Source organism: Bacteroidales bacterium (assembly GCA_013314715.1).
Taxonomy (GTDB): Bacteria; Bacteroidota; Bacteroidia; order Bacteroidales; family GWA2-32-17; genus Ch61.
In genome coordinates this window covers 52,501-73,570 of sequence record JABUFC010000009.1, presented here as the reverse complement: position 1 = coordinate 73,570, position 21,070 = coordinate 52,501, and the positions used below count along the sequence as shown (strand labels likewise).

Here is a 21,070-nt window from a genome sequence, read left to right as displayed (position 1 = left end):
AAGCAGTTATACACCTTCATTGTGTGGTAATGAAACCAATGGCAGCATTACGGTTGTAGCAAATGGTGGTAATATACCATACACATACAATATTGGCAATGGAGCTCAAACTTCTAATGTATTTCAAGGGCTTACTGCCGGAACTTATACTGTTACAGTTACTGATGCAAACGGGTGTACAGCAACACAAACTGTAAATATTATTAGTTTACCTTTACCTCTTGCTGATTATTCTATTAATGAAACTTGTCTATTTTTAAATAACCCTATTTCTTTTACTAATACATCACATAATGCCACCACTTACCTCTGGAACTTTGGCGATGGTAGTACTTCAACCCAGGTAAATCCAGTTCATACATTTAATGATTTTGGAACTTACTGCGTTAGTCTTACAGCCTATAACGAATGTGGAAGCAGCACTACTTCGCAGACCATTTATATACAACCATCGCAATGCGTTTGCAATGCTACATACGACTATAATAATGTTACTTATCCACCATTTTCAAATAACACTATAAGTGGAAACAAAACCATAAAAGGAGACTTGGTAGTAGAATATGGAGCCACCCTAAACATAACGGACAACAGTATTCTAAGATTTGCACCCGATGGACGTATCATTATAAAAAGAGGAGCTAAGCTTATAATTGGGGCAAATGTAACCTTAACCAGTATGGGCATGCATTGCGATTATATGTGGCAGGGTATAGAAGTTTGGGGCTCACCTAATTATATTTCTTCTAATATTATACAGGGGGTTTTGAACATGGGTCCAAACTGTAAAATAGAAAATGCTTATATTGCGGTGCTTTTAGGCGCTCGCAAGGATAATGTATGTGGCAGGCATGTGTCAAATGATTGGTCATGGGCTTTTGATAACTCTATGGCAGGTGGAGTGATTGTAATGACTAAAAATATACAATTTGTTAACAATGGAATTGGAATTAAATTTTTGCCAAAAAACAGTCAAACAAATGATGGAATTAGCAATGTGATTACTTATTGTAACTTTATTTGTACAGCACCTCTCATAGATGCTCATTACAATAGCAATCACCTCCATCCTTATCCCAACATACATAATCCGTGGGTAGGGAAAGCAAACCCCAATCAACGCACAGATGTTGGTATTCAGATAACCAATATTAAAGGGTTAAGAATATCTGGCAACGTTATTCGCTTTAACAATCTCGAATACGGTATTTTTTCTACCGATGCTCAACAAACAAGCATAGAGAGTTCTGAATTTAATAATTTGAGGCAAGGAATACATATAGATAATACCACGTTAACACTGCAAAGCGGGTATGATATTACCAATTGTACATTTAATAATATTCCCGGCATTACCTCAGGAACCTTAGCTGCCGATGATGGTACAGCCATATATATTAATAGCGGCAGGGGATACAAAATACATGATGGGAACCAGTTTAATAATAGTTATCCTTCTTCACCTTATGCTTATGGTATTAAAACCTCCAATGCATCCGGTTTAGAAATTACTAACAATAACTTTATAGGCTTAACAACTGGAATAAACATAAGCAACTCCGGCAATTATGGAAGCAGTATCAAAGCAGCCCCCAATAGTTCCAATACTAATTTAAATTATCTGGGAAATATTTTTACTTCTTGTACAAACGGAATTGTTACACAAAATAATAATTCAAACCTTTGTATCCGGTGTAATATACATAATGCTGTTTATCTGAATAATATTCCCGCATGGAATACCACATCGGGAACATTAGCAAACCAAGGTTTTACAGGCTGGCAATCAAACAATAATTACACAAAATATGGAGCAGGAAATAAATTCTTACCTGTGGCATCTGCAACCAAAAATTATTTAATTTCAACAAGTGCTTATAATTATATTCATCATATTGCTCCTCCTGAATATGTACCTTATGTATATCCACCTATTACTAAAACTCCTATGACCAATGTTTCTTTTCTCGATAATACTATATCCTGCCCTTTTCCCAATATTATTCCACCGACTATTATAACCGCTTCAACTCCTTTAAATGCCCCTGTATTTTTAAGAATTGACAGCCTGAACAATGCCATAGCAGCTTTGCAGCAGCAATACGACAATCTTTTAACTATCGCCGATAAAGGACAAACACAAACGTTGCTCGATGCCATTATGGCAAGCCCGCCATCGGGTCAGTTAAAAAACATGCTTATGGCCGATTCTCCTTTGTCCGATACAGTGCTGATAGCCTTAAATGTATATAATCCTTTATCACCCGGTAATTATAAAAATGTGATGGAAGAAAATCTTCCTGTATCGCGTAAAGTAGCACCTTCGTTTTATAACCGTGTAGAGACCTTACCCAACGGAATTAAAAACCAGTTAAAAGCTTTGCAGGCAAATAACCCCGGCAAAACGACCATAGGCTCGGTTGAATTACAACTAGACCAAACCAAGCAAATCAAAGCCCTGTATTTTAGCTCTGTAATTTCGGCACTGCTCGATTCTACCGTGAATCGTAAAGCCGATGCCATAACCCTGCTGGAACGTGAAGGCACTCCCGAAGCAAACCTTATTTTGGCTTCTACTTATATGAGCGACAGTAACTATACAGCAGCAGCAGCCAAAATAGCACAACTACCCGACGACAATGGTGCTTACTCCGATTGGAAAGCATATGCAACCATGCTTTTAACTCATTTTGAACAGGGAAAAACATTGGAAGAACTCGACAGCAATCAGATTGCTTATATACGTACACTGGCATATCAATGTCCCGACGAAATGACAACCGCCAATGCCAAAGCTGTTTTATTCTACCTGTACCGCGAAACCGTTCCTCCCTGTCCTGCCATTCAGGCAAAAGCTCAAAAGTTAAATGATAAAACAAATAGTCCTACCTCTTTTTTAGGCAATAATTATCCCGACCCGTTCAATAACCACACAATAATTCCGTATTGTCTCCCCGAAGGGGTTAAAGGAGAATTAATGGTAAAAGATGCTTCGGGTAAAATAATGCTTATCACACCATTGAGCAACACCGAAGATAAAATCGAGATAAACACTAAAAAATGGGCAACCGGAATTTATTTTTATGGACTACGTATTGACGACGGCAGGGAAGTAGAAAACCGAAAAATGATAAAAACTGAATAAAAAAAATTTCAATATGAGCAAAGATTTTGTATCTTTGCTCATATTCTTTTTAAAATGAAAAAATTATGAAATATTTTACAATCAAATACCGGAATTTTTTATTTATACTCATTACTTTTAACTTTTCACTATTCACTTTTCACTGTTCTGCCCAGCATTGGGTACCGGATACAAATAAGAAATTTAGTTTTGACGCACCAACAAGTCAATTTTTAGCTGGAACAGGGAACAAATTATATGTAGCAAAAGACACACTTTATATTTCTGGAAATTTCGGTACTATAGGTAATATTAGAGCCTATTGTATAGCCCGTTACAGCAATGGCAGGTGGGATTCGTTAAGAGGAGGCATTTATGGCGTGGTTAATGCTATGCAATATGTAAATGGTTATTTGTATGTTGGGGGGTTTTTTCAGTATGCTATTCAGCAAGGTGCTTATTTGCCTACTCCGTATTATCCGCCCAATATGATTGATTTTATGAATATCATTCGTGTTCCCCATACAACCGGTACTGCCAAATGGGATGGCAACCAATGGTATTCCATTGACACCACAGTTGATTGTGCTTATAGTTGTATATATGATTTGCTCTATTTTAATAATAAATTTTATTTTGCAGGTTCAAACTTATTCGGCATGGCTTGGGGTATGATATCGTTTGATGGTACGACATGGGGTGATAAATGCATTACATCTGGTTTTACTACATTACATACTTATCATCAAGATTTATTGGCTGGTGATGCATCTTGGGGATTGTTTTTTCGCTATTTGGGCAATACTCAGTTCGATTCTGTTCCCTATGGCGGTATATATGGCGGTCCGTATTGTATGCTTACCGATACCATTAATGATTTCTTATATTTAGCAGGTTATTTTTGGTGGGTTTATAGACCAAAACCAATTGAATCGCACTGGATAGCCATGTACGATGGTTATGAATGGCATTCTATGGGCACCAACAATTTTCATCCTATACTCGATATGAAAATATATCGTGGTTATTTATATGCAGGTGGAGGGTCATATGTATTAGAAGACAGTATTACCCGAATAAATAATATTGCCCGTTGGGACTGGGATAACTTCCATTGGTTTCCTCTTGATTCGGGAGTAACCGGAGGTATGGGTGGTGTTGGCAGTATGGAAATCTTTCATGATACGTTATTTGTTACAGGCGGTTTTACCATAGCCGGTGGCGATTCAGCCATAGGCTTAGCCCGCTGGTATGCTCCTCCCGATACCTGCTGTGCTTTTTTACGCCCCATGATACACACTCTTAACTTGCAAGATACCTTTTACCTGTCGCAAGGGCAGGTTGCTGTACAATTCTTTAATAATAATGCTTATGCTGAAAGTTGGCAATGGGATTTTGGCGATGGTACCGAAGATGTTACCAATACGTATAAAGACCCCTTACACACTTATACCCATGCGGGTGTATATCAGGTAAATGTAGCTGTTACTCATAAAATGCTAGACGATACAACACGTACATGTACCAAAACTGCAACAAAAAGAATCGTTGTGTTACAAAGCAGCGAAATGGAGGCATACAACGAAGAAAGCCTGCATTTTATCATTTACCCGAACCCAACTACCGGCGATTTTACGGTAGAATGCACGCTGCCAGCCAATAAAACCGGCCTGATAAAAACGTATAACAGCTATGGCAGCTATTTAAGAGAATTTCCTTTAGAAACGGGTTGCAACCATATAGTTATACCAGCCGGCCAGTGGTTTACCAACGTAATCCTATGTGGGCTTTATATTGACGGGAAACAGGTACTAGTAAAAAAGGTAGTAAAGAGCAAATAATCTGTTTGCTGACTGTATCGCAACACGGTAAGTATAAACAAAAATTTCACATTTTCTATTGTGTATTTGGGTTAAAACATTTTGACAATGAGGAAAAATAAACACCACCCTGTCACATCGAGTAGCGAAGCATATCGAGATGTATTACTCTATACCCTGTCATTTTGTATATCGAAGCCTGTTGCCCCCTTTCTTGTTGTGTGCATCAATTCTCGATACGTCCCGATAAGTCGTGACACTCGAATTGACAAGAGGGAGGAATCAATTCTCACCCTGTCACATCGAGTAGCGAAGCATATCGAGATGTATTACTCTATACCCTGTCATTTTGTATATCGAAGCCTGTTGCCCCCTTTCTTGTTGTGTGCATCAATTCTCGATACGTCCCGATAAGCCGTGCACTCGAATTGACAAGAGGGAGGAATCAATTCTCACCCTGTCACATCGAGTAGCGAAGCGTATCGAGATGTGCTACTCTATACTCTATCATTTTGCGTATTGAAGCCTGTTGCCCCCTTTCTTGTTGTGTGCATCAATTCTCGATACGTTCCGATAAGCCGTGACACTCGAATTGACAAGAGGGAGGAATCAATTCTCACCCTGTCACATCGAGTAGCGAAGCGTATCGAGATGTGCTACTCTATACTCTATCATTTTGCGTATTGAAGCCTGTTGCCCACTTTCTTGTTGTGTGCATCAATTCTCGATACGTCCCGATAAGTCGTGACACTCGAATTGACAACTGAGAGGAATCAATTCTCACCCTGTCACATCGAGTAGCGAAGCGTATCGAGATGTGTTGCCCACTTTCTGGTTTTGTACGACAGTTCACGATATCCCAAAGTATTAAGGCAAACGATATGACAGGGAGAATAACTATATCAGTAACTCAAGTTAATAGAGGCAGTATAAAAGGTTTTAATTTATCAATGCCTTGATTCAAATAACCTTCACTGTATGGAAGGGTTAAAACATTCCATTGCGAATATTTTTCAAGAATGGCTTGAGTTAGCTCTTGGTTTAAATCACTTTTATTGATTACCAGAGCAATATTGCATTTATAATTTTTTTGATAATCATTTACTTTATTTAAAAAATCAAAGATCTGGGGATGTGGTTCAACAATTGGCATCAGAATATTTGCAAACGGGATAAGCGAAAAAGTGAGTCGGTTCCATCCAGGATATGCTTCGCAAATCAACAATTTTTTTTGATACGAAATAATAACATCTACCGCCTTATCGCGAACAATGCGAACCGGTCTTATTCCATTTCGCGGAAAGTATTGCAAGGTGCCGTAAACAATAATGGCTCCGTTAGCATCTTTTTGTATTACTTTGCCCCCGACTAAATATTTAAGCGATAGAGCACCGGTAGGGCATATTTGTATGCAATGTCCGCAACCTGTGCAAGCGGTTTTGTTAATTTGTGCTTGTCCGTGAACCATGTGTATCGCTTGAAAACGACATTCGTCTTCGCAATCGCCACAACCCATGCATGCAAATTCGTCAACAACGGCCTCTTGTCCTAAATTAAAGTAATCTTCTTGAATAATGTTTGGGTAAACTTTCCATGTGCTTGTAAATGTACAATCGGCATAAACAGCGCTCCTTCCTACAATTTCGACCAGCATTTTCATGATAGATGTTTTGCCGGTTCCACCTTTGTCCGATATGAGTAATATTTCTTTCAACTGTTAATCTAAATTTAGTTTTATTAATAATTCATTAATGGTAAGTTGATAGTTGTAGTTACTAATAACTTTACCTTGAATAGCTTCTTGGCTAATTGTTTTATCGCGTGGAATAGATAAAGCAAATGAATAACCAGCTTGGGCAAAAGTGTCGTAGTATTCTTCGCTAACAGCTAAAATAACAAAAGCTTGATCGTGAGCTAGTGATTTATATAATGTTTCCCACATGTATAAATCGTTAGTGTATAATATGACGACATCCGAAAGATCAATTAAGTCGCTCCATAATTCTCTAAATCCTGAGGGGGCATCGAGTAAAACAAGGCTATCTTTGGGAAATAATTGTTTAATTTTTTGAACAATCACTTTAGTGTGCCAGGGAGAAAATACTTCGCGAGGGTTGAGATTTACTCTATATACATGTTGATTGTTATTCAAATGTTCAAGTGTTCCAATTTTTTTATCTTCAAAAATGAGTGCTTGTTTTTTACATGCATAGATACACGCCGCACACGAGATGCATATTTCGCTATAGACCACATAAAAATCGCCGTACCTTGAAATAGCTCCACAGTGACAAACTTTTTCGCATTCGCTGCAAAACTTACAAAAAGAGCGGTCCCATTTGGGTATAGGACGAGTTATGGTTTCTTTTTCAATCCATTGGTTGTTATTTGTTAATAATACTGAGGGGACATAATTAGATAACGAAAGCCAATAAGTGTTTGAATGTTTTTGGTATAATGTAACAAAAAAGTTTGCTAAAAGCGTACTAATACCAATACCACCATTATTTCCGATACCACTTAAAATCATAATAAACCGAAGTCATCATTTTGTTACAAAAATATAATTATTTTTCGGAAAAAAACATGAATGTATATTCTTATAATTTAAATGGCATTCGGGCTGCTTTAAACAAAGGTTTAATAGCTTGGATCATAGAAAAAAAGCCCGATTTAATCAGTTTTCAGGAATTGAAAGCAACACCAGAACAGTTCGATGCAAGCGAATTTGAGCATTTGGGGTATTATTGTTTGTGGAATCCAGCCGATAAAAAAGGTTATAGCGGGGTAGCTACGTTAAGTATAGAAAAACCATTACATTATTCGTTTGGCATGAACAATGAATTGTTTGATATTGAAGGACGCATTATTAGAACCGATTTTCAAAATTTTACACATGTGAGTGTATATGTGCCATCGGGTAGCATGGGCGATACACGGCAAGATTTTAAAATGAGCTTTTTAGATGCTTTTTATCGTTACATAAAAAATCTTTTAAATGAAAAGCCTAAACTCATAATTAGTGGCGATTTTAATATATGTCATAAACCTATAGATATTAACCATCCTGAAAGGCACGAAAATGTATCCGGCTTTTTGCCAGAAGAACGTGCTTGGCTGGATTCATTTTTGCAACTTGGACTTATTGATTCATTTAGAGTTTTTAATCAGCAACCTCATCAATATAGTTGGTGGAGTTATAGGCAACAAGCTCGTGCCAAGAATTTAGGTTGGCGTATCGATTATCATTTTGTGTCGAAAGCTTTGGAGAAAAACCTTGTTAATGCCGTTATTCATAGTGATGTATTGCATTCTGACCATTGCCCGGTTGAAGCCCAGTTTAAATTTTAGTTTGGTCTATTATATAAATCATTTTAGAGTTTAAAAATATCGATTTATCAAAAAAGAAAAACAAATTTGACTTTTATTGTTTACCTTTGTTTATAGAAATAAAATATATGAATAAGATTTTTATATTATTTTTAGTTGTATTAATTAGTGAAATAAGTTGGTCTCAAATACCGACAGGTTATTATAATGGGACTCAGGGTTTAGTAGGAGATGCTTTGCGTATGAAGTTGCGCCAGATCATTTCGAACGGTCATACACAAAATAGTTACGATAATTTATATGTGTTATTCCGTCAAACCGATAATTGGGGTGGCGATACCGTGTGGGATATGTATTCTATAAAAGCGAATGGAACTGCTAATTATTGGTATCGATATAATCAGAATGAAGAATGCGGAACTTATAATTCTGAAGGAGATTGTTATAATCGTGAACATTCTATCCCACAAAGTTGGTTTAATGGCAACTATCCGATGTATGCCGATTTATTTATACTTTATCCAACCGATGGATATGTTAATAATCGTCGTTCAAACTATCCTTTTGGTCAAGTAGGAAGTACTACTTGGACATCGACTAATGGAAGTAAATTAGGAAGTAGCAATTTTTCTGGCTATAGCGGAACTGTATTTGAACCCATTGATGCATATAAGGGCGATTTTGCACGAACCTATTTTTATGCGGTTACTCGTTATGATGTTAGTTCATGGTCGGGCGATTCGTTTTCGGGCGATAACCTTTCGGCTTGGTCGAAAAACCTTTTTTTGAAATGGGATAGCATAGACCCTGTTAGCCCCAAAGAAATTGCACGCAACAATGCCGCTTATTCTATACAGCACAACCGCAATCCATATATTGACCATCCTGAATTTGTGAAAGCTGTTTTTCTTGGCATTTTATATTCTCCCGAAAACGAACTTCCTGAAATTTCTGTAACGCCTAATCCCTCAGCCGATTTTATTAACATTGGTGTTTTAACCCAATATCCTTATACTATTGCTCTCATAGACCAGACCGGACGCAAGGTGATGGCTATAGAAAACGCTACAGCCAATACTTCGGTTGATATTCATGCCCTCGAAAACGGTATATATTTCATTATGCTCGAAGGCAAAGGCTTTTCAACTTACAAAAAATTTGTGAAGATAGGGGAATAGCTAAAATCAGCTCATTTATCAAAATAAGCTTAAAACAAAACCTTGCTTTAGTTTTTTTTTCTTGTGAATATGTATTTGCTCAGAAAATAGTCCATACAATTTTTTTTACTAAGTTTGCATAAAAAAACATGCGGTATTTAATAGTTTTTACGCTTATTCTTTTGGCATCGTGTGCTTCTATTAAGACCATTGAGCCCATGCATAAAGGCGAAAAAAAGTTAACGGCCGATTTAGGTGGTCCGCTTATCCGTTTTAGTGGAATTCCGATTTTCATGCCTTTGTCGAGCATTGGGGCAGCATATGGTATAAGCGATAAAGTGTCGGCTTTTGCTTCGTTGCATACTACTTCTTTAATGTATCATACGCTTCAACTCGAAACGTCGGTCAATACTTCATTGTATCGTATGAGTAAGTCGGGCATCTCAGCTAATTGGGGAGCTTATATTTTTACGACATTACGCGATTCAAAGATAACTTTTTATCCTTATGCCGATTTCAATTATTATTTGCACTACAATGCAAAGCCACATTATGCATATGCCTCGCTTACTCCTATGTTTGAACTTCATCGTAAAAAAGCCTTTGATGAACCGGTCAATAGCAGATTGATTCCGAATCTTACTCTTGGTCATCGCTGGGTAAACGAAAAGCACGAATGGGGCTTAGAGTTAAAATGGTTAAACTTCACTGCCGACAATAGGAATATAGTGGTAGATTACATTGCTCCCGGCAAAAAAGGAGCATTGGGTTTGTATTTTTCGTTCACCAAAAAGTTTTAATTATGCGAAGATTAATATTTTTGTTTGTAGTCGTATTGTTGTTTACGTCATCGTGCCTAAAAATGGACGATTTTTTATATAATCCGAATGAACATCCCATAGACCATTATGCCTTGCAGAACTATACAGGTGAGGTAGAGTTTCGATTACCCGACACTATGGCATTGGCTGATTCGATGATTCATTTATTTACTATCAATTCGAATGATAACGGCGATATTAAAAAAATCTATGCCTTGTATTTGGGCGATATTTCGCGTATTGCAACTGACACGGTTATTTTATATTGTCATGGTAACAAAGACCATCTCGATTTTTATTATCCGCGTGCACAACTCTTAGCATGGGTAGGGGGTAAGCATCATTACGGAGTGATGACGTTCGATTATCGGGGGTTTGGTTTATCGGAAGGGAAGCCCAGCGAAAGTGCTTTATATGCCGATGCCGATGCCGCTATGCAATGGCTTTTGCAACATGGATTAACCAACGATAGGCTCATTATTTATGGTTTTAGTATGGGCACTGCTCCTGCCACCGAATTATCAGCAAAACCTCGTTCCATGATACCCTCTAAAATAATTTTAGAAGCTCCTTTTGCTTCTGCCGAAGTATTTTATCAAGATGCTACAGGCTTAGCCATGCCCGGTTCTACTGTAATGGATTTAAAAATCGATAATGCCGAAGAAATAAAATCGGTTCAACAACCTTTTTTATGGTTTCATGGAATAAATGACGACTTTATCTCGATGAAAACTCATGGCGAAGTAGTATTTAAAAATTATCATGGCATAAAAAAATATGCTGTTAGAACCCCTGACGCTAATCATTCAGATATTCCAGTTTTACTTACCTTTGACCGATATAGGGTAATTTTGAATCATTTTATACTTGGCGATTTACAATACGATGACTTAGTAAAACCGCAATAAGTAATTAAAATGAATATTGAATATTAATGAAAGTTAAGAAATTTAAAGTTAAATAACATCCTTATTTTTATAAATCAATAAATTAAAATTCAATGTTTTAAGATTTTAATTTCAATTTTTACATAAATATATAGTTAAAAATATTTTATCAGCGTTTGACTTTTTCGTAAAAAGTTCTTTTTTTTGTACAAAATTAAAATCACTAAGACATGGAAAATAATGAACATCAAGCAGTAAATCAAAATGCTACCAATACGGTAGTACCATTACCTTTGCCAAATTCAACGGGAGTATTGGTTATGGGTATTATATCCATAGCATTATGCTGGTGTTATGGAATTGTTGGTATAACTTTGGGAATTATTTCGATAGTTCTGGCTAACAAATCAAAAAAATTATATCAAGCTGATCCAAATAAATATACGTTAGGCTCATACAAAAATCTTCAGGCTGGTTATATTTGTGCTATCATTGGTTTGTCATTATCAGCTTTATATTTGTTTATTTCTTAATTATTGGTGCAGCTTTATCTACAGCATTTTCATCATTTCCTTGGGATAGTGTAAATTATTAAATATGACATTTGAGGAGCGGATAGAAGGGTTGGCAAAATTAGGAATAACATTAAAAGCCTTTATTGATAAATACAAACACAATAAAGACTTAAGCGATGGTATATTTTACTCATTAAAACAAGCTGTTGAAAACGAAAAAATACATAATCCATTTTTTACTGAAGATAATGTTTTATTCGCATTTAAATACTGGGCCGATAATTTAACCGAGAATAATTTATCAAAGTGGATTTTGCCATATGCAAGTGATATTAAAAAAAATAATATCAAAAAGGTAGCAATTATTGCAGCTGGTAATATTCCATTGGTCTCTTTTCATGATATTATTTCGGTTTTTTTAACGGGGCATAAAGCCATTGTTAAACTTTCATCTAAAGATAGTCGTTTGCCCAAGCTGCTTTGGGAAATAATGGAAATAAAGCATCCGGGTGTTTCAGAATATATTGATTTTGTAACCGATAAAACTTTACAAAACTTTGATGCTGTTATTGCAACTGGGAGTAATTATTCGCAGCGGTATTTTGAATATTATTTTGGTCGTTATCCACATGTTTTTCGGCAACATAGAAATGGAATTGCTGTAATAGATGGCTCTGAAACAGCTGAAGACTTAGAACAATTAACCAACGATATTTTTATTTATTTTGGTTTAGGTTGTAGAAGTGTATCTAAGATTTATTGCCCCAATAATTATGATTTCTCATTGTTTATTCATGTTTTAAAAAAATGGGAACATTTATTTTATCATCATCACTACTTAAACAATTACGATTATCAAAAATCGATATACCTCTTAAATAAAGAATCGTTTATCGATGCTGGGTTTGCTATACTAAAAGAAAGTAATCAAATTTCTTCACCTCTCGGCGTAATTTTTTATGAGTATTATTCAGATATTTGTATATTAGCCCCCAAAATTGAGCATATGTCAAACCAAATTCAATGTGTTGTGTCAAAGGAAAATAAACATTTTAATTCAATTAAATTTGGCATGACACAATACCCTGAATTGTGGGAATATGCAGATAATATTGATATAGTAAAATTTTTAATACAAATATAGCATATGGTTTACAAGTTTAAGGTCCTATCTGACGAAGACAGTAAGTTTTACATGGATATTGAAATTTTGTCGGAGCAAACTTTATACGATTTGCACGACTTAATTCAAGATGAATTAGAATTTGATCGTAGTCATTTAGCGTCATTTTATACTGCTAGTCATAGTTGGAAAAGGTTAAAAGAAATTCCATTAATTGTAATGGATAATAATGCAATGGACGATGTTGTAACAATGGAAAATGCAGTTTTGAGCGAATATGTAAAAGATGCACATCAAAAGTTTATATACGTATTCGATTATGTTAACGACCGAGGTTTTAAAATTGAATTAGAAGAAACAAAGCCCGAATCGCCCAATATGTATTATCCTGTTTGTACTGATTTTAAAGGAGAAATTCCTCCACAAATTGGTAAAAAAACAACAAAAAAGAGTAGTATATTCGACGACGATGACGACGATTTTGATTCGCCCCGAATTCATAAGCCCTTGCCCATACTCGACGATGATTTAGACGATATACCCGATGTTCCTATTGATAAAGATATTGCACCTCCATTTGACTTAGATATTGATGATGAAGAACTCGATGAAGGTCTTGAAGACGAAGAAGAAATTTATGACGATGATGATGAAGATTTAGATTTGGAGGAAAATACCGATGACGACGACGATGATGATGATATTTAAATGTCTTATTTTAGCCAAGAAAAACCATTATTAGTCGTATTAACCGGTCCGACAGGAGCTGGTAAAACAGACCTTGCAATAGAATTAGCACTGTATTTTAAAACTTGTATTATTGGTGCCGATAGCCGCCAGTTTTATAAAGAATTAAAAATTGGTACTGCACCACCCAGTAATGAACAACTTTTAAAAGTTCAACATTATTTTATACAATTTTTATCTATACACGAATATTATAATGTTAGCAAATACGAACAAGAGGTTAATGTATTATTGCAACAATTATTTCAAAATCAAAAAATAGTTTTTTTAGTTGGTGGTTCTGGGCTTTATATAGATGCTGTTATTAAAGGAATAGACGACATGCCTGATGTCGATTTAGAGTTGCGTAATAGTTTAAACCTACAATTTGAACAATATGGTATAGCATGGCTTAGAGCACAGCTTCAAAAGTTAGATTTTGAAACTTACCGAAAAATCGATTTAAGTAATAAAAATCGAATTCTTAGAGCTGTCGAAGTTTGCTTGCAAACTGGGAAGCCATACTCTTCTTTTCTTAAACGACAAGAAAAAACTCGCCCCTATAAAATACTAAAAATAGCTATCGATATCCCTCGCGAACAATTGTATCAACGGATAAATCAACGAGTCGATAAAATGATTAAAATGGGGCTTATCGATGAAGCACAAAAATTTTTTAAATTTAAAGACTTGGTTGCGCTTAAAACGGTTGGTTATAAAGAACTATTTAATTATTTCGAAGGTAAAATTTCGCAGCAAGAAGCAATTGAACTCATAAAAAGTAATACACGAAAGTACGCTCGAAAACAATTAACATGGTTTAGACGCGATAAAGATTATCATTGGATTGGACCTAGTAATATGAATTTTATGATACAATTAATAACCCAATCAATCGAATGAAAGAGAAATTTATAAAATATGCAGGATATTTGTCGTATCCAATACCTATTCGTTTTTGGGCGTGGTTTACAAAGCATACTATTATTTTCCCATTTTATCATACTATATCAAATGAGCCTTTAAAATACATCCATCCATTATATCAACCACTTAACGAGCGTAGATTTACTCAACACATAGATTATTTATTAAAACATTACGAGCCTATTTCTATTGTTGAAGCATATCAACATATAGTTAACCATACCGCACCTCGAAAACCTTCATTTGTTTTGTCATTTGACGATGGTTTAGCGGGCATTTATCATGGGGCATATCCTATTCTGAAAAAGAAAGGAATTGCTCCAGTCGTTTTCTTAAATACCGATTTTGTTGATAATAAAGCTTTGTTTTACAGATTTAAGATGACACTTATATTAAATGCATTAAGTCAGCAGCCCATGCTACAAAAACCTGTACAAGCTATTCTAAATGATGCACATATCGAAGGTAAGGATATTGTAAGCCAATTGTATAACATTGATTTTAAACATAGCGATATTTTAGATAAATTATTGCCTATATGCGAAATAAATGAAGTAGAGTTTTTGCAAACTGAAAAGCCATATTTAACTTTAAATCAAATAAAAGAACTATCGGAGCAAGGATTTAATTTTGGCTCACATGGTACAAACCATGCACCATTTCAAATTTTATCCGAAACGGAACGTGAAGAGCAACTCCAAAAATCGTTTCAATGGATTGAACAATATTGTCCTCAACCCTTAAAAATGTTTGCTTTTCCTTTTACTGACGCAAAAATATCAAAGGAATATATTTTAAGCTTACATCATCAAAAAAAAGTTCACATATCAATGGGAGGAGCTGGCATTAATAATGACGTAATAACAACTCATATTCAGCGAATACCAATGGAAAAAATGTACGCAAGAAATGTACAAAAAATGATAAAATCGGAGTATCTTTACTTTTTATTAAAAAAAATAATGGGTAAGAAAGCAATTACACGATGATTGAATTAAAAACACTTAATAAAAATCAGCTACTAAACTTTATAAATTCTGAGGCATATCTTCAAATGCCTATATTGCCAATATCGAGGCATAGAGCAATCTCTCATATAAATAATCCACGAGCATTCGACGACGATATTTTACTCATAATAGCATACGAAGGCTCACAGATGTTAGGATATTTAGGCATTTTACCAGATACAGTACAAAATCTTCATGTAGGTTGGTTAAGTTGTATATGGGTAAGCCCACTTGCAAGAGGCAAGGGAATTGCTAAAAAAATGGTGTTAATGGCTTACGAATCATACCAACAACGTATTTTAATTACTAATTATACTCCTGAAGCCGAAACCCTTTATCATAAACTTGGTATATTCGAACCGCTGTATGTCTTAAAAGGGAAACGTTTTTATCGCAAGATGTGTTTGAGTAAAATTATTCCTCATCGATTTCCCCGTTGGGCAAACCTTTTAATTCTATATAAAGGAATTGATTTATTAGCAAACCTGTTTATTAATCCTGTATTATTTTTATCACCCAAAAATGTGCCCGAAAAAATTAAAATTAATAAGCTAGAATCGTTTACTGAACAACATCAGCATTATATAGAATTACATCAACAAAGCATTTTCAATCGAACTATATCAGAATGGTTATGGATTAAGAACTACCCATGGTTGAAGCAAGTCAATATAAAATCTGATGAAGCTAAGCGTTATCATTTTTCGAGCGAAGAAAAACAGTTTGAATCGGTATTCTATGAGGTTTTGTATCAAAATGAATGTGTGGCATTAATGATGATTTTGTATAAAAACGGACATTTACGTTTTCCATATATAATATATAATAAGGTATATAAAACTCAGCTTGAGCATACATTATCTTATATAGTTAAGCAATATAATCCACACTATGTTAGTTTATTTTTTTCAGAATTAAATTTACCAATACAAGCTTTTTACAAAAAAACAATTATTCGTAAATATTTAAAAACAAAAGATCTCGATATAAATAACGTTTTATTATACGACGGAGATGGTGATGCCGCATTTACTTAAAGCGGTTATATTCTAAAAGCATTCCTTGAGGTTCAGAAATTATTTTCCCATTATGAAATACCATCTTCCCATTCACAAAGGTATATTCAATGATCGATGAAAATGTCGTTTCTTGTAATGGCGACCATTGACATTTGTATAGAATTGACGACTTGTTTACTTTTTTTGTTTTTGATAGATTAACAATAACTAAGTCGGCATAATAACCTTCTTTTATCTGACCCCTATTCTTAATATTAAAACGTAGTGCAGGATTGTATGCCATTTTTTGTGCAATGACTGTTAGCGGAAAATAGTTTTGTTTGTGTAGTTCTATCATACACTGAAGTGAATGTTGTATAAAAGGCATTCCCGATGGACATTGAAGGTATGGTTTTAGTTTTTCTTCTCTTGTATGAGGCGCATGGTCGGTAGCTACACTAAATACTTTTTCTGATTGTATGGCTTGACGAAGAAGTTCTCTGTCGGTTTGGCTTTTAACAGATGGGTTACATTTTAAGAAACCTTTTAAAGAAGCAAAGTCATCAACTGTAAACCAAAGATGTGGTAAGCATACCTCGGCTGTAATATTTGGATATTGTTGTATGTTAAAAAGGCTTAGTTCTTCGTGGGTTGAAACATGTAATATATGTAAAGGTGTATTATTTAATTGAGCTAACATGATGGCTTTTTGTGTGGCTTTAAAGCAGGCTTCGCTACTTCTAATTAAAGTGTGTAATGCAAAAGGAATATCATTATTATATACCCTTTTATAATGTTCAAGGTTATTTTTTATAATAGTTTCATCTTCTGCATGGACTGCAATAGGAATCGAAGCGTTTTCAAAAAGTTTCTGTAAGTAGCTCGAATCATCTACCATAACATTGCCGGTAGAACTTCCCATAAATAACTTAATACCAGCAACTTCTGTAGGGTCAACAGAAAGAAGAGTATCTAAATTTTGACTTTGTGCCCCAATAAAAAAACCAATATTGACATGAGATTTACTTAGTGCAATTCTTTTTTTATCATTAATAATATCAATAGAGTCGGCATAAGGAATAGTATTAGGCATATCTATAACAGTTGTTATACCACCTGCTATGGACGCCTTTGATTCTGAGTATATATCAGCTTTATGGGTTAATCCTGGTTCTCTAAAATGGACATGAGTATCAATAAGACCAGGAAATATATACAATCCTTCAAGGTTAATGATTGTAGCATCTGAATAATTAATGCTATTGTTTATTTCTACAAATTGTTGATTTTCAATAAGAATATCAGCTTTTTGAATGGCATCATGAGAAACTACAAATCCATTCTTAAGCAAGATTTTTTTTCGCATTTAAAGGAGCTTTAGGATATTTAATAAACCAACTTCTAAGTTTCATTTTAAATACACCCAAAATGGCTTCTTTTAAAATTCCACCACTCATTTTTGAAGTGCCTTGTTTGCGGTCGGTAAAAATTATAGGTATTTCTATTACTTTATATCCCATCTTCCAAGTATAAAACTTCATCTCAATCTGAAAACCATAACCCTTCATTTTAATTTGATTAAAATGCATTTGCTCTAAAATCTGACGATGATAACAAACAAAACCAGCCGTAGTGTCTCTTACAGGAATACCTGATATAAAGCGAACGTAAGCAGAACCATAATAAGACATGAGAATTCGCCCCATCGGCCAGTTTACAACGTTTACCCCCGATATATACCTTGAGCCGATAACTAAAGATGGCGCATTTTCTTTTGCCGTCTCGTACAATCTATTTAAATCGACAGGATTATGAGAGAAATCAGCGTCCATCTCAAATATGTATGTATAGCCATTTTTTAAACACCAATCAAAACCTGTAATATAAGCTGTTCCTAAACCAAGTTTACCACTTCGTTCAATCAAATATAATCGGTTATTGTACAATTTTTGTAAACTTTTTACTATGTCGGCAGTTCCATCCGGAGAATGGTCGTCTATAATTAAAACATCAAAGACGTTTTCTAAAGAAAAAACAGCTTTTATAATCGCTTCAATATTTTCTTTCTCGTTATAAGTAGGTATTATTACAATGGAATCAGACATAAATAAACTTTTGTTCTTGATTTTAAAAATATTGATACAAACATACTAAAACTTATGATAATATCATGATATCAGAATGAAAAATATGTAAAAAATCATAACTGTTTTATTCAAGTTTATTCATAGCCTTAATATATTAAGTTCAAAGAATTAATAATATTTAGCATGATTTTAAAGTTTTAATAGTTGCTTTATACCTTATTGTATATATATATATATTCTTAATAATATTAAATCGAGTCCTTTGCAAAACTAAAAAACGTACTCGTTTATTGTGATAAAAATTTCAAACTTATTTTAATTATTTGTATTGCTTTTTATCTATTACATTAGAACAATCTAAATGATAAAAAGAAGCAATGTTTAACTCTCACGTCATGGCAAGCGAACGCTTCCCCTTACCGTCATTGCTTCTTCTTCTCTTAAAAAAGAGAAGAAGAAGCAATCTCCGCCCCACACACAACACAATTTTAACGAGCATCGGAAAGATTGCTTCTCCCGATTTCTCGGGATCAAAACACAATGCTAACTCATCATTTGCAATGACGGTAAGGGATGGCATTGACAAAAACGAGTTTTGCAAAGGTCTTAAATCATAAAACCTAATAAAAAAATTCAAAATATTACATTGATTATCAGTAAAAAATCTAAATAAATAAAATTTATTTAAAAAAAATATCAAAAATATTTGGTTAATAAAAAAAGAGCTATTACCTTTGCAGCCACTTTCAAACAGGTTCTTAAAGGTTGTGTAAAAAAAGTCAAAAAAAGTTGGAAAAAAATTTGGTAGATTAAAAAAAAGACTTTACCTTTGCACTCCCATTTGAAAAATAAACGTTCTTTAAAAAGATTGCAAAAAAAAGTCAAAAAAGTTGAAAAAAAATTTGGTAGATTAAAAAAAAGACTTTATCTTTGCACTCCAATTTAAAAAATAAAAAACGTTCTTTAAAAATAACTGCAAAAAACTTTAAAGAAAAGTTTGAAAAAATTTGGAGAGTTCGGAAAAAGTTAATAACTTTGCAGTCCAATTTTAAGGTCAAAAAGTTCTTTGAAAATATTGAAAAAAGGAAAAGACGAGGTAAGTGATTGTCAATTCCTGATGAATAATAACTATCTTGACCAGTATTAAACTTTTTTTACAATGAAGAGTTTGATCCTGGCTCAGGATGAACGCTAGCGGCAGGCCTAACACATGCAAGTCGAGGGGCAGCGGGTGTAGCAATACATGCCGGCGACCGGCGCACGGGTGAGTAACGCGTATGCAACCTACCTCTAACTGGGGGATAGCTCTGAGAAATCGGAATTAATACCCCATAATATTCTTATGAGGCATCTCAAAAGAATTAAAGCTCCGGCGGTTAGAGATGGGCATGCGTGCTATTAGCTAGTTGGTGAGGTAATGGCTCACCAAGGCTATGATGGCTAGGGGGTCTGAGAGGATGATCCCCCACATTGGTACTGAGACACGGACCAGACTCCTACGGGAGGCAGCAGTGAGGAATATTGGTCAATGGGCGCAAGCCTGAACCAGCCATGCCGCGTGAAGGATGAAGGCCCTATGGGTCGTAAACTTCTTTTGTACGGGACGAAACCCCCGATCGTGATCGGGGCTGACGGTACTGTACGAATAAGCATCGGCTAACTCCGTGCCAGCAGCCGCGGTAATACGGAGGATGCAAGCGTTATCCGGATTCATTGGGTTTAAAGGGTGCGTAGGCGGGATAATAAGTCAGTGGTGAAAGCCTACAGCTTAACTGTAGAATTGCCATTGATACTGTTATTCTTGAGTGTAGTTGAGGTAGCTGGAATGTGTGGTGTAGCGGTGAAATGCTTAGATATCACACAGAACACCGATTGCGAAGGCAGGTTACTAAACTACAACTGACGCTGAGGCACGAAAGCGTGGGGAGCAAACAGGATTAGATACCCTGGTAGTCCACGCCCTAAACGTTGATAACTCGCTGTTGGCGATATACTGCCAGTGGCTAAGCGAAAGCGTTAAGTTATCCACCTGGGGAATACGACCGCAAGGTTGAAACTCAAAGGAATTGACGGGGGCCCGCACAAGCGGAGGAACATGTGGTTTAATTCGATGGTACGCGAGGAACCTTACCTGGGTTTGAACGTAGGATGACAGTCGCCGAAAGGTGATCTTCCAGCAATGGACAGCCTACGAGGTGCTGCATGGTTGTCGTCAGCTCGTGCCGTGAGGTGTCGGGTTAAGTCCCATAACGAGCGCAACCCCTATCATTAGTTGCCAGCGGGTAATGCCGGGCACTCTAGTGAAACTGCCAGCGTAAGCTGTGAGGAAGGTGGGGATGACGTCAAATCAGCACGGCCCTTATATCCAGGGCTACACACGTGTTACAATGGTCGGTACAGAGGGCAGCCACTTGGTGACAAGGAGCTAATCCCTAAAGCCGATCTCAGTTCGGATCGGAGTCTGCAACCCGACTCCGTGAAGCTGGATTCGCTAGTAATCGCGCATCAGCCATGGCGCGGTGAATACGTTCCCGGGCCTTGTACA

16 protein-coding genes and 1 rRNA gene (1 of these 17 cut by a window edge) are annotated in these 21,070 nt (G+C 35.5%); 13 read left to right on the top strand and 4 right to left on the bottom strand.

The genetic code is table 11. The annotated features are described in order from the left end of the window. Positions 1-3,145: PKD domain-containing protein (locus tag HPY79_03585; GenBank protein ID NSW44891.1), on the top strand; the 3,145-nt coding region annotated here is incomplete at its 5' end. 65 nt (positions 3,146-3,210) lie between these two features. Further along, on the top strand, positions 3,211-4,965 hold the full coding sequence (locus HPY79_03580) for a PKD domain-containing protein (protein ID NSW44890.1): 1,755 nt from the start codon (positions 3,211-3,213) through the stop codon (positions 4,963-4,965). Positions 4,966-5,854: 889 nt separating this feature from the next. Here HPY79_03580 and HPY79_03575 read toward each other — a convergent pair. Next, complete coding sequence (locus HPY79_03575; protein NSW44889.1) at positions 5,855-6,658, bottom strand: 4Fe-4S binding protein; 804 nt, start codon at positions 6,656-6,658, stop codon at positions 5,855-5,857. Between the two features lie 3 nt (positions 6,659-6,661). Continuing rightward, the gene (locus tag HPY79_03570; GenBank protein NSW44888.1) at positions 6,662-7,474 is read right to left on the bottom strand and encodes a hypothetical protein; all 813 of its coding nucleotides are present in this window, start codon (positions 7,472-7,474) and stop codon (positions 6,662-6,664) included. A 56-nt stretch (positions 7,475-7,530) separates the two neighbouring features. Between HPY79_03570 and xth the strand changes: the two genes are divergently transcribed. The 10 genes from xth to HPY79_03520 all read left to right on the top strand — a co-directional run bounded on the left by xth (position 7,531) and on the right by HPY79_03520 (position 16,477). Continuing rightward, complete coding sequence (gene xth / locus HPY79_03565) at positions 7,531-8,295, top strand: exodeoxyribonuclease III (GenBank protein NSW44887.1); 765 nt, start codon at positions 7,531-7,533, stop codon at positions 8,293-8,295. A 107-nt stretch (positions 8,296-8,402) separates the two neighbouring features. Beyond that, positions 8,403-9,452, top strand: coding sequence for an endonuclease (locus tag HPY79_03560; GenBank protein ID NSW44886.1), 1,050 nt, complete (start codon positions 8,403-8,405; stop codon positions 9,450-9,452). 128 nt (positions 9,453-9,580) lie between these two features. After that, entirely contained in the window at positions 9,581-10,231 is a 651-nt protein-coding gene (locus HPY79_03555; protein ID NSW44885.1) for a hypothetical protein, read from the top strand. A 2-nt stretch (positions 10,232-10,233) separates the two neighbouring features. After that, entirely contained in the window at positions 10,234-11,160 is a 927-nt protein-coding gene (locus HPY79_03550) for an alpha/beta fold hydrolase (GenBank protein ID NSW44884.1), read from the top strand. Between the two features lie 299 nt (positions 11,161-11,459). After that, positions 11,460-11,672 carry a hypothetical protein gene (locus tag HPY79_03545; protein NSW44883.1) on the top strand — a complete coding sequence of 71 codons (213 nt, stop codon included), beginning with the start codon at positions 11,460-11,462 and terminating at the stop codon, positions 11,670-11,672. 64 nt (positions 11,673-11,736) lie between these two features. Continuing rightward, complete coding sequence (locus tag HPY79_03540) at positions 11,737-12,798, top strand: acyl-CoA reductase (protein NSW44882.1); 1,062 nt, start codon at positions 11,737-11,739, stop codon at positions 12,796-12,798. Positions 12,799-12,801: 3 nt separating this feature from the next. Beyond that, positions 12,802-13,485, top strand: coding sequence for a hypothetical protein (locus tag HPY79_03535; GenBank protein NSW44881.1), 684 nt, complete (start codon positions 12,802-12,804; stop codon positions 13,483-13,485). Next, positions 13,486-14,406 carry a tRNA (adenosine(37)-N6)-dimethylallyltransferase MiaA gene (gene miaA, locus HPY79_03530; GenBank protein ID NSW44880.1) on the top strand — a complete coding sequence of 307 codons (921 nt, stop codon included), beginning with the start codon at positions 13,486-13,488 and terminating at the stop codon, positions 14,404-14,406. Then, complete coding sequence (locus HPY79_03525; GenBank protein NSW44879.1) at positions 14,403-15,419, top strand: polysaccharide deacetylase family protein; 1,017 nt, start codon at positions 14,403-14,405, stop codon at positions 15,417-15,419. The genes miaA and HPY79_03525 overlap by 4 nt, the downstream gene beginning before the upstream one ends. Continuing rightward, positions 15,416-16,477, top strand: a complete 1,062-nt coding sequence (locus HPY79_03520) for a GNAT family N-acetyltransferase (protein NSW44878.1) — start codon at positions 15,416-15,418, stop codon at positions 16,475-16,477. The genes HPY79_03525 and HPY79_03520 overlap by 4 nt, the downstream gene beginning before the upstream one ends. Here the strand turns inward: HPY79_03520 and HPY79_03515 are convergent. Beyond that, entirely contained in the window at positions 16,470-17,804 is a 1,335-nt protein-coding gene (locus HPY79_03515; protein ID NSW44877.1) for a dihydroorotase, read from the bottom strand. The genes HPY79_03520 and HPY79_03515 overlap by 8 nt on opposite strands. Then, entirely contained in the window at positions 17,782-18,543 is a 762-nt protein-coding gene (locus HPY79_03510) for a polyprenol monophosphomannose synthase (GenBank protein NSW44876.1), read from the bottom strand. The genes HPY79_03515 and HPY79_03510 overlap by 23 nt, the downstream gene beginning before the upstream one ends. Before the next feature lie 1,138 nt (positions 18,544-19,681). On the opposite strand from HPY79_03510, the gene HPY79_03505 reads away from it, so the two are divergent. After that, a 16S ribosomal RNA gene (locus HPY79_03505) occupies positions 19,682-21,070 on the top strand; it runs 143 nt beyond the window's last position.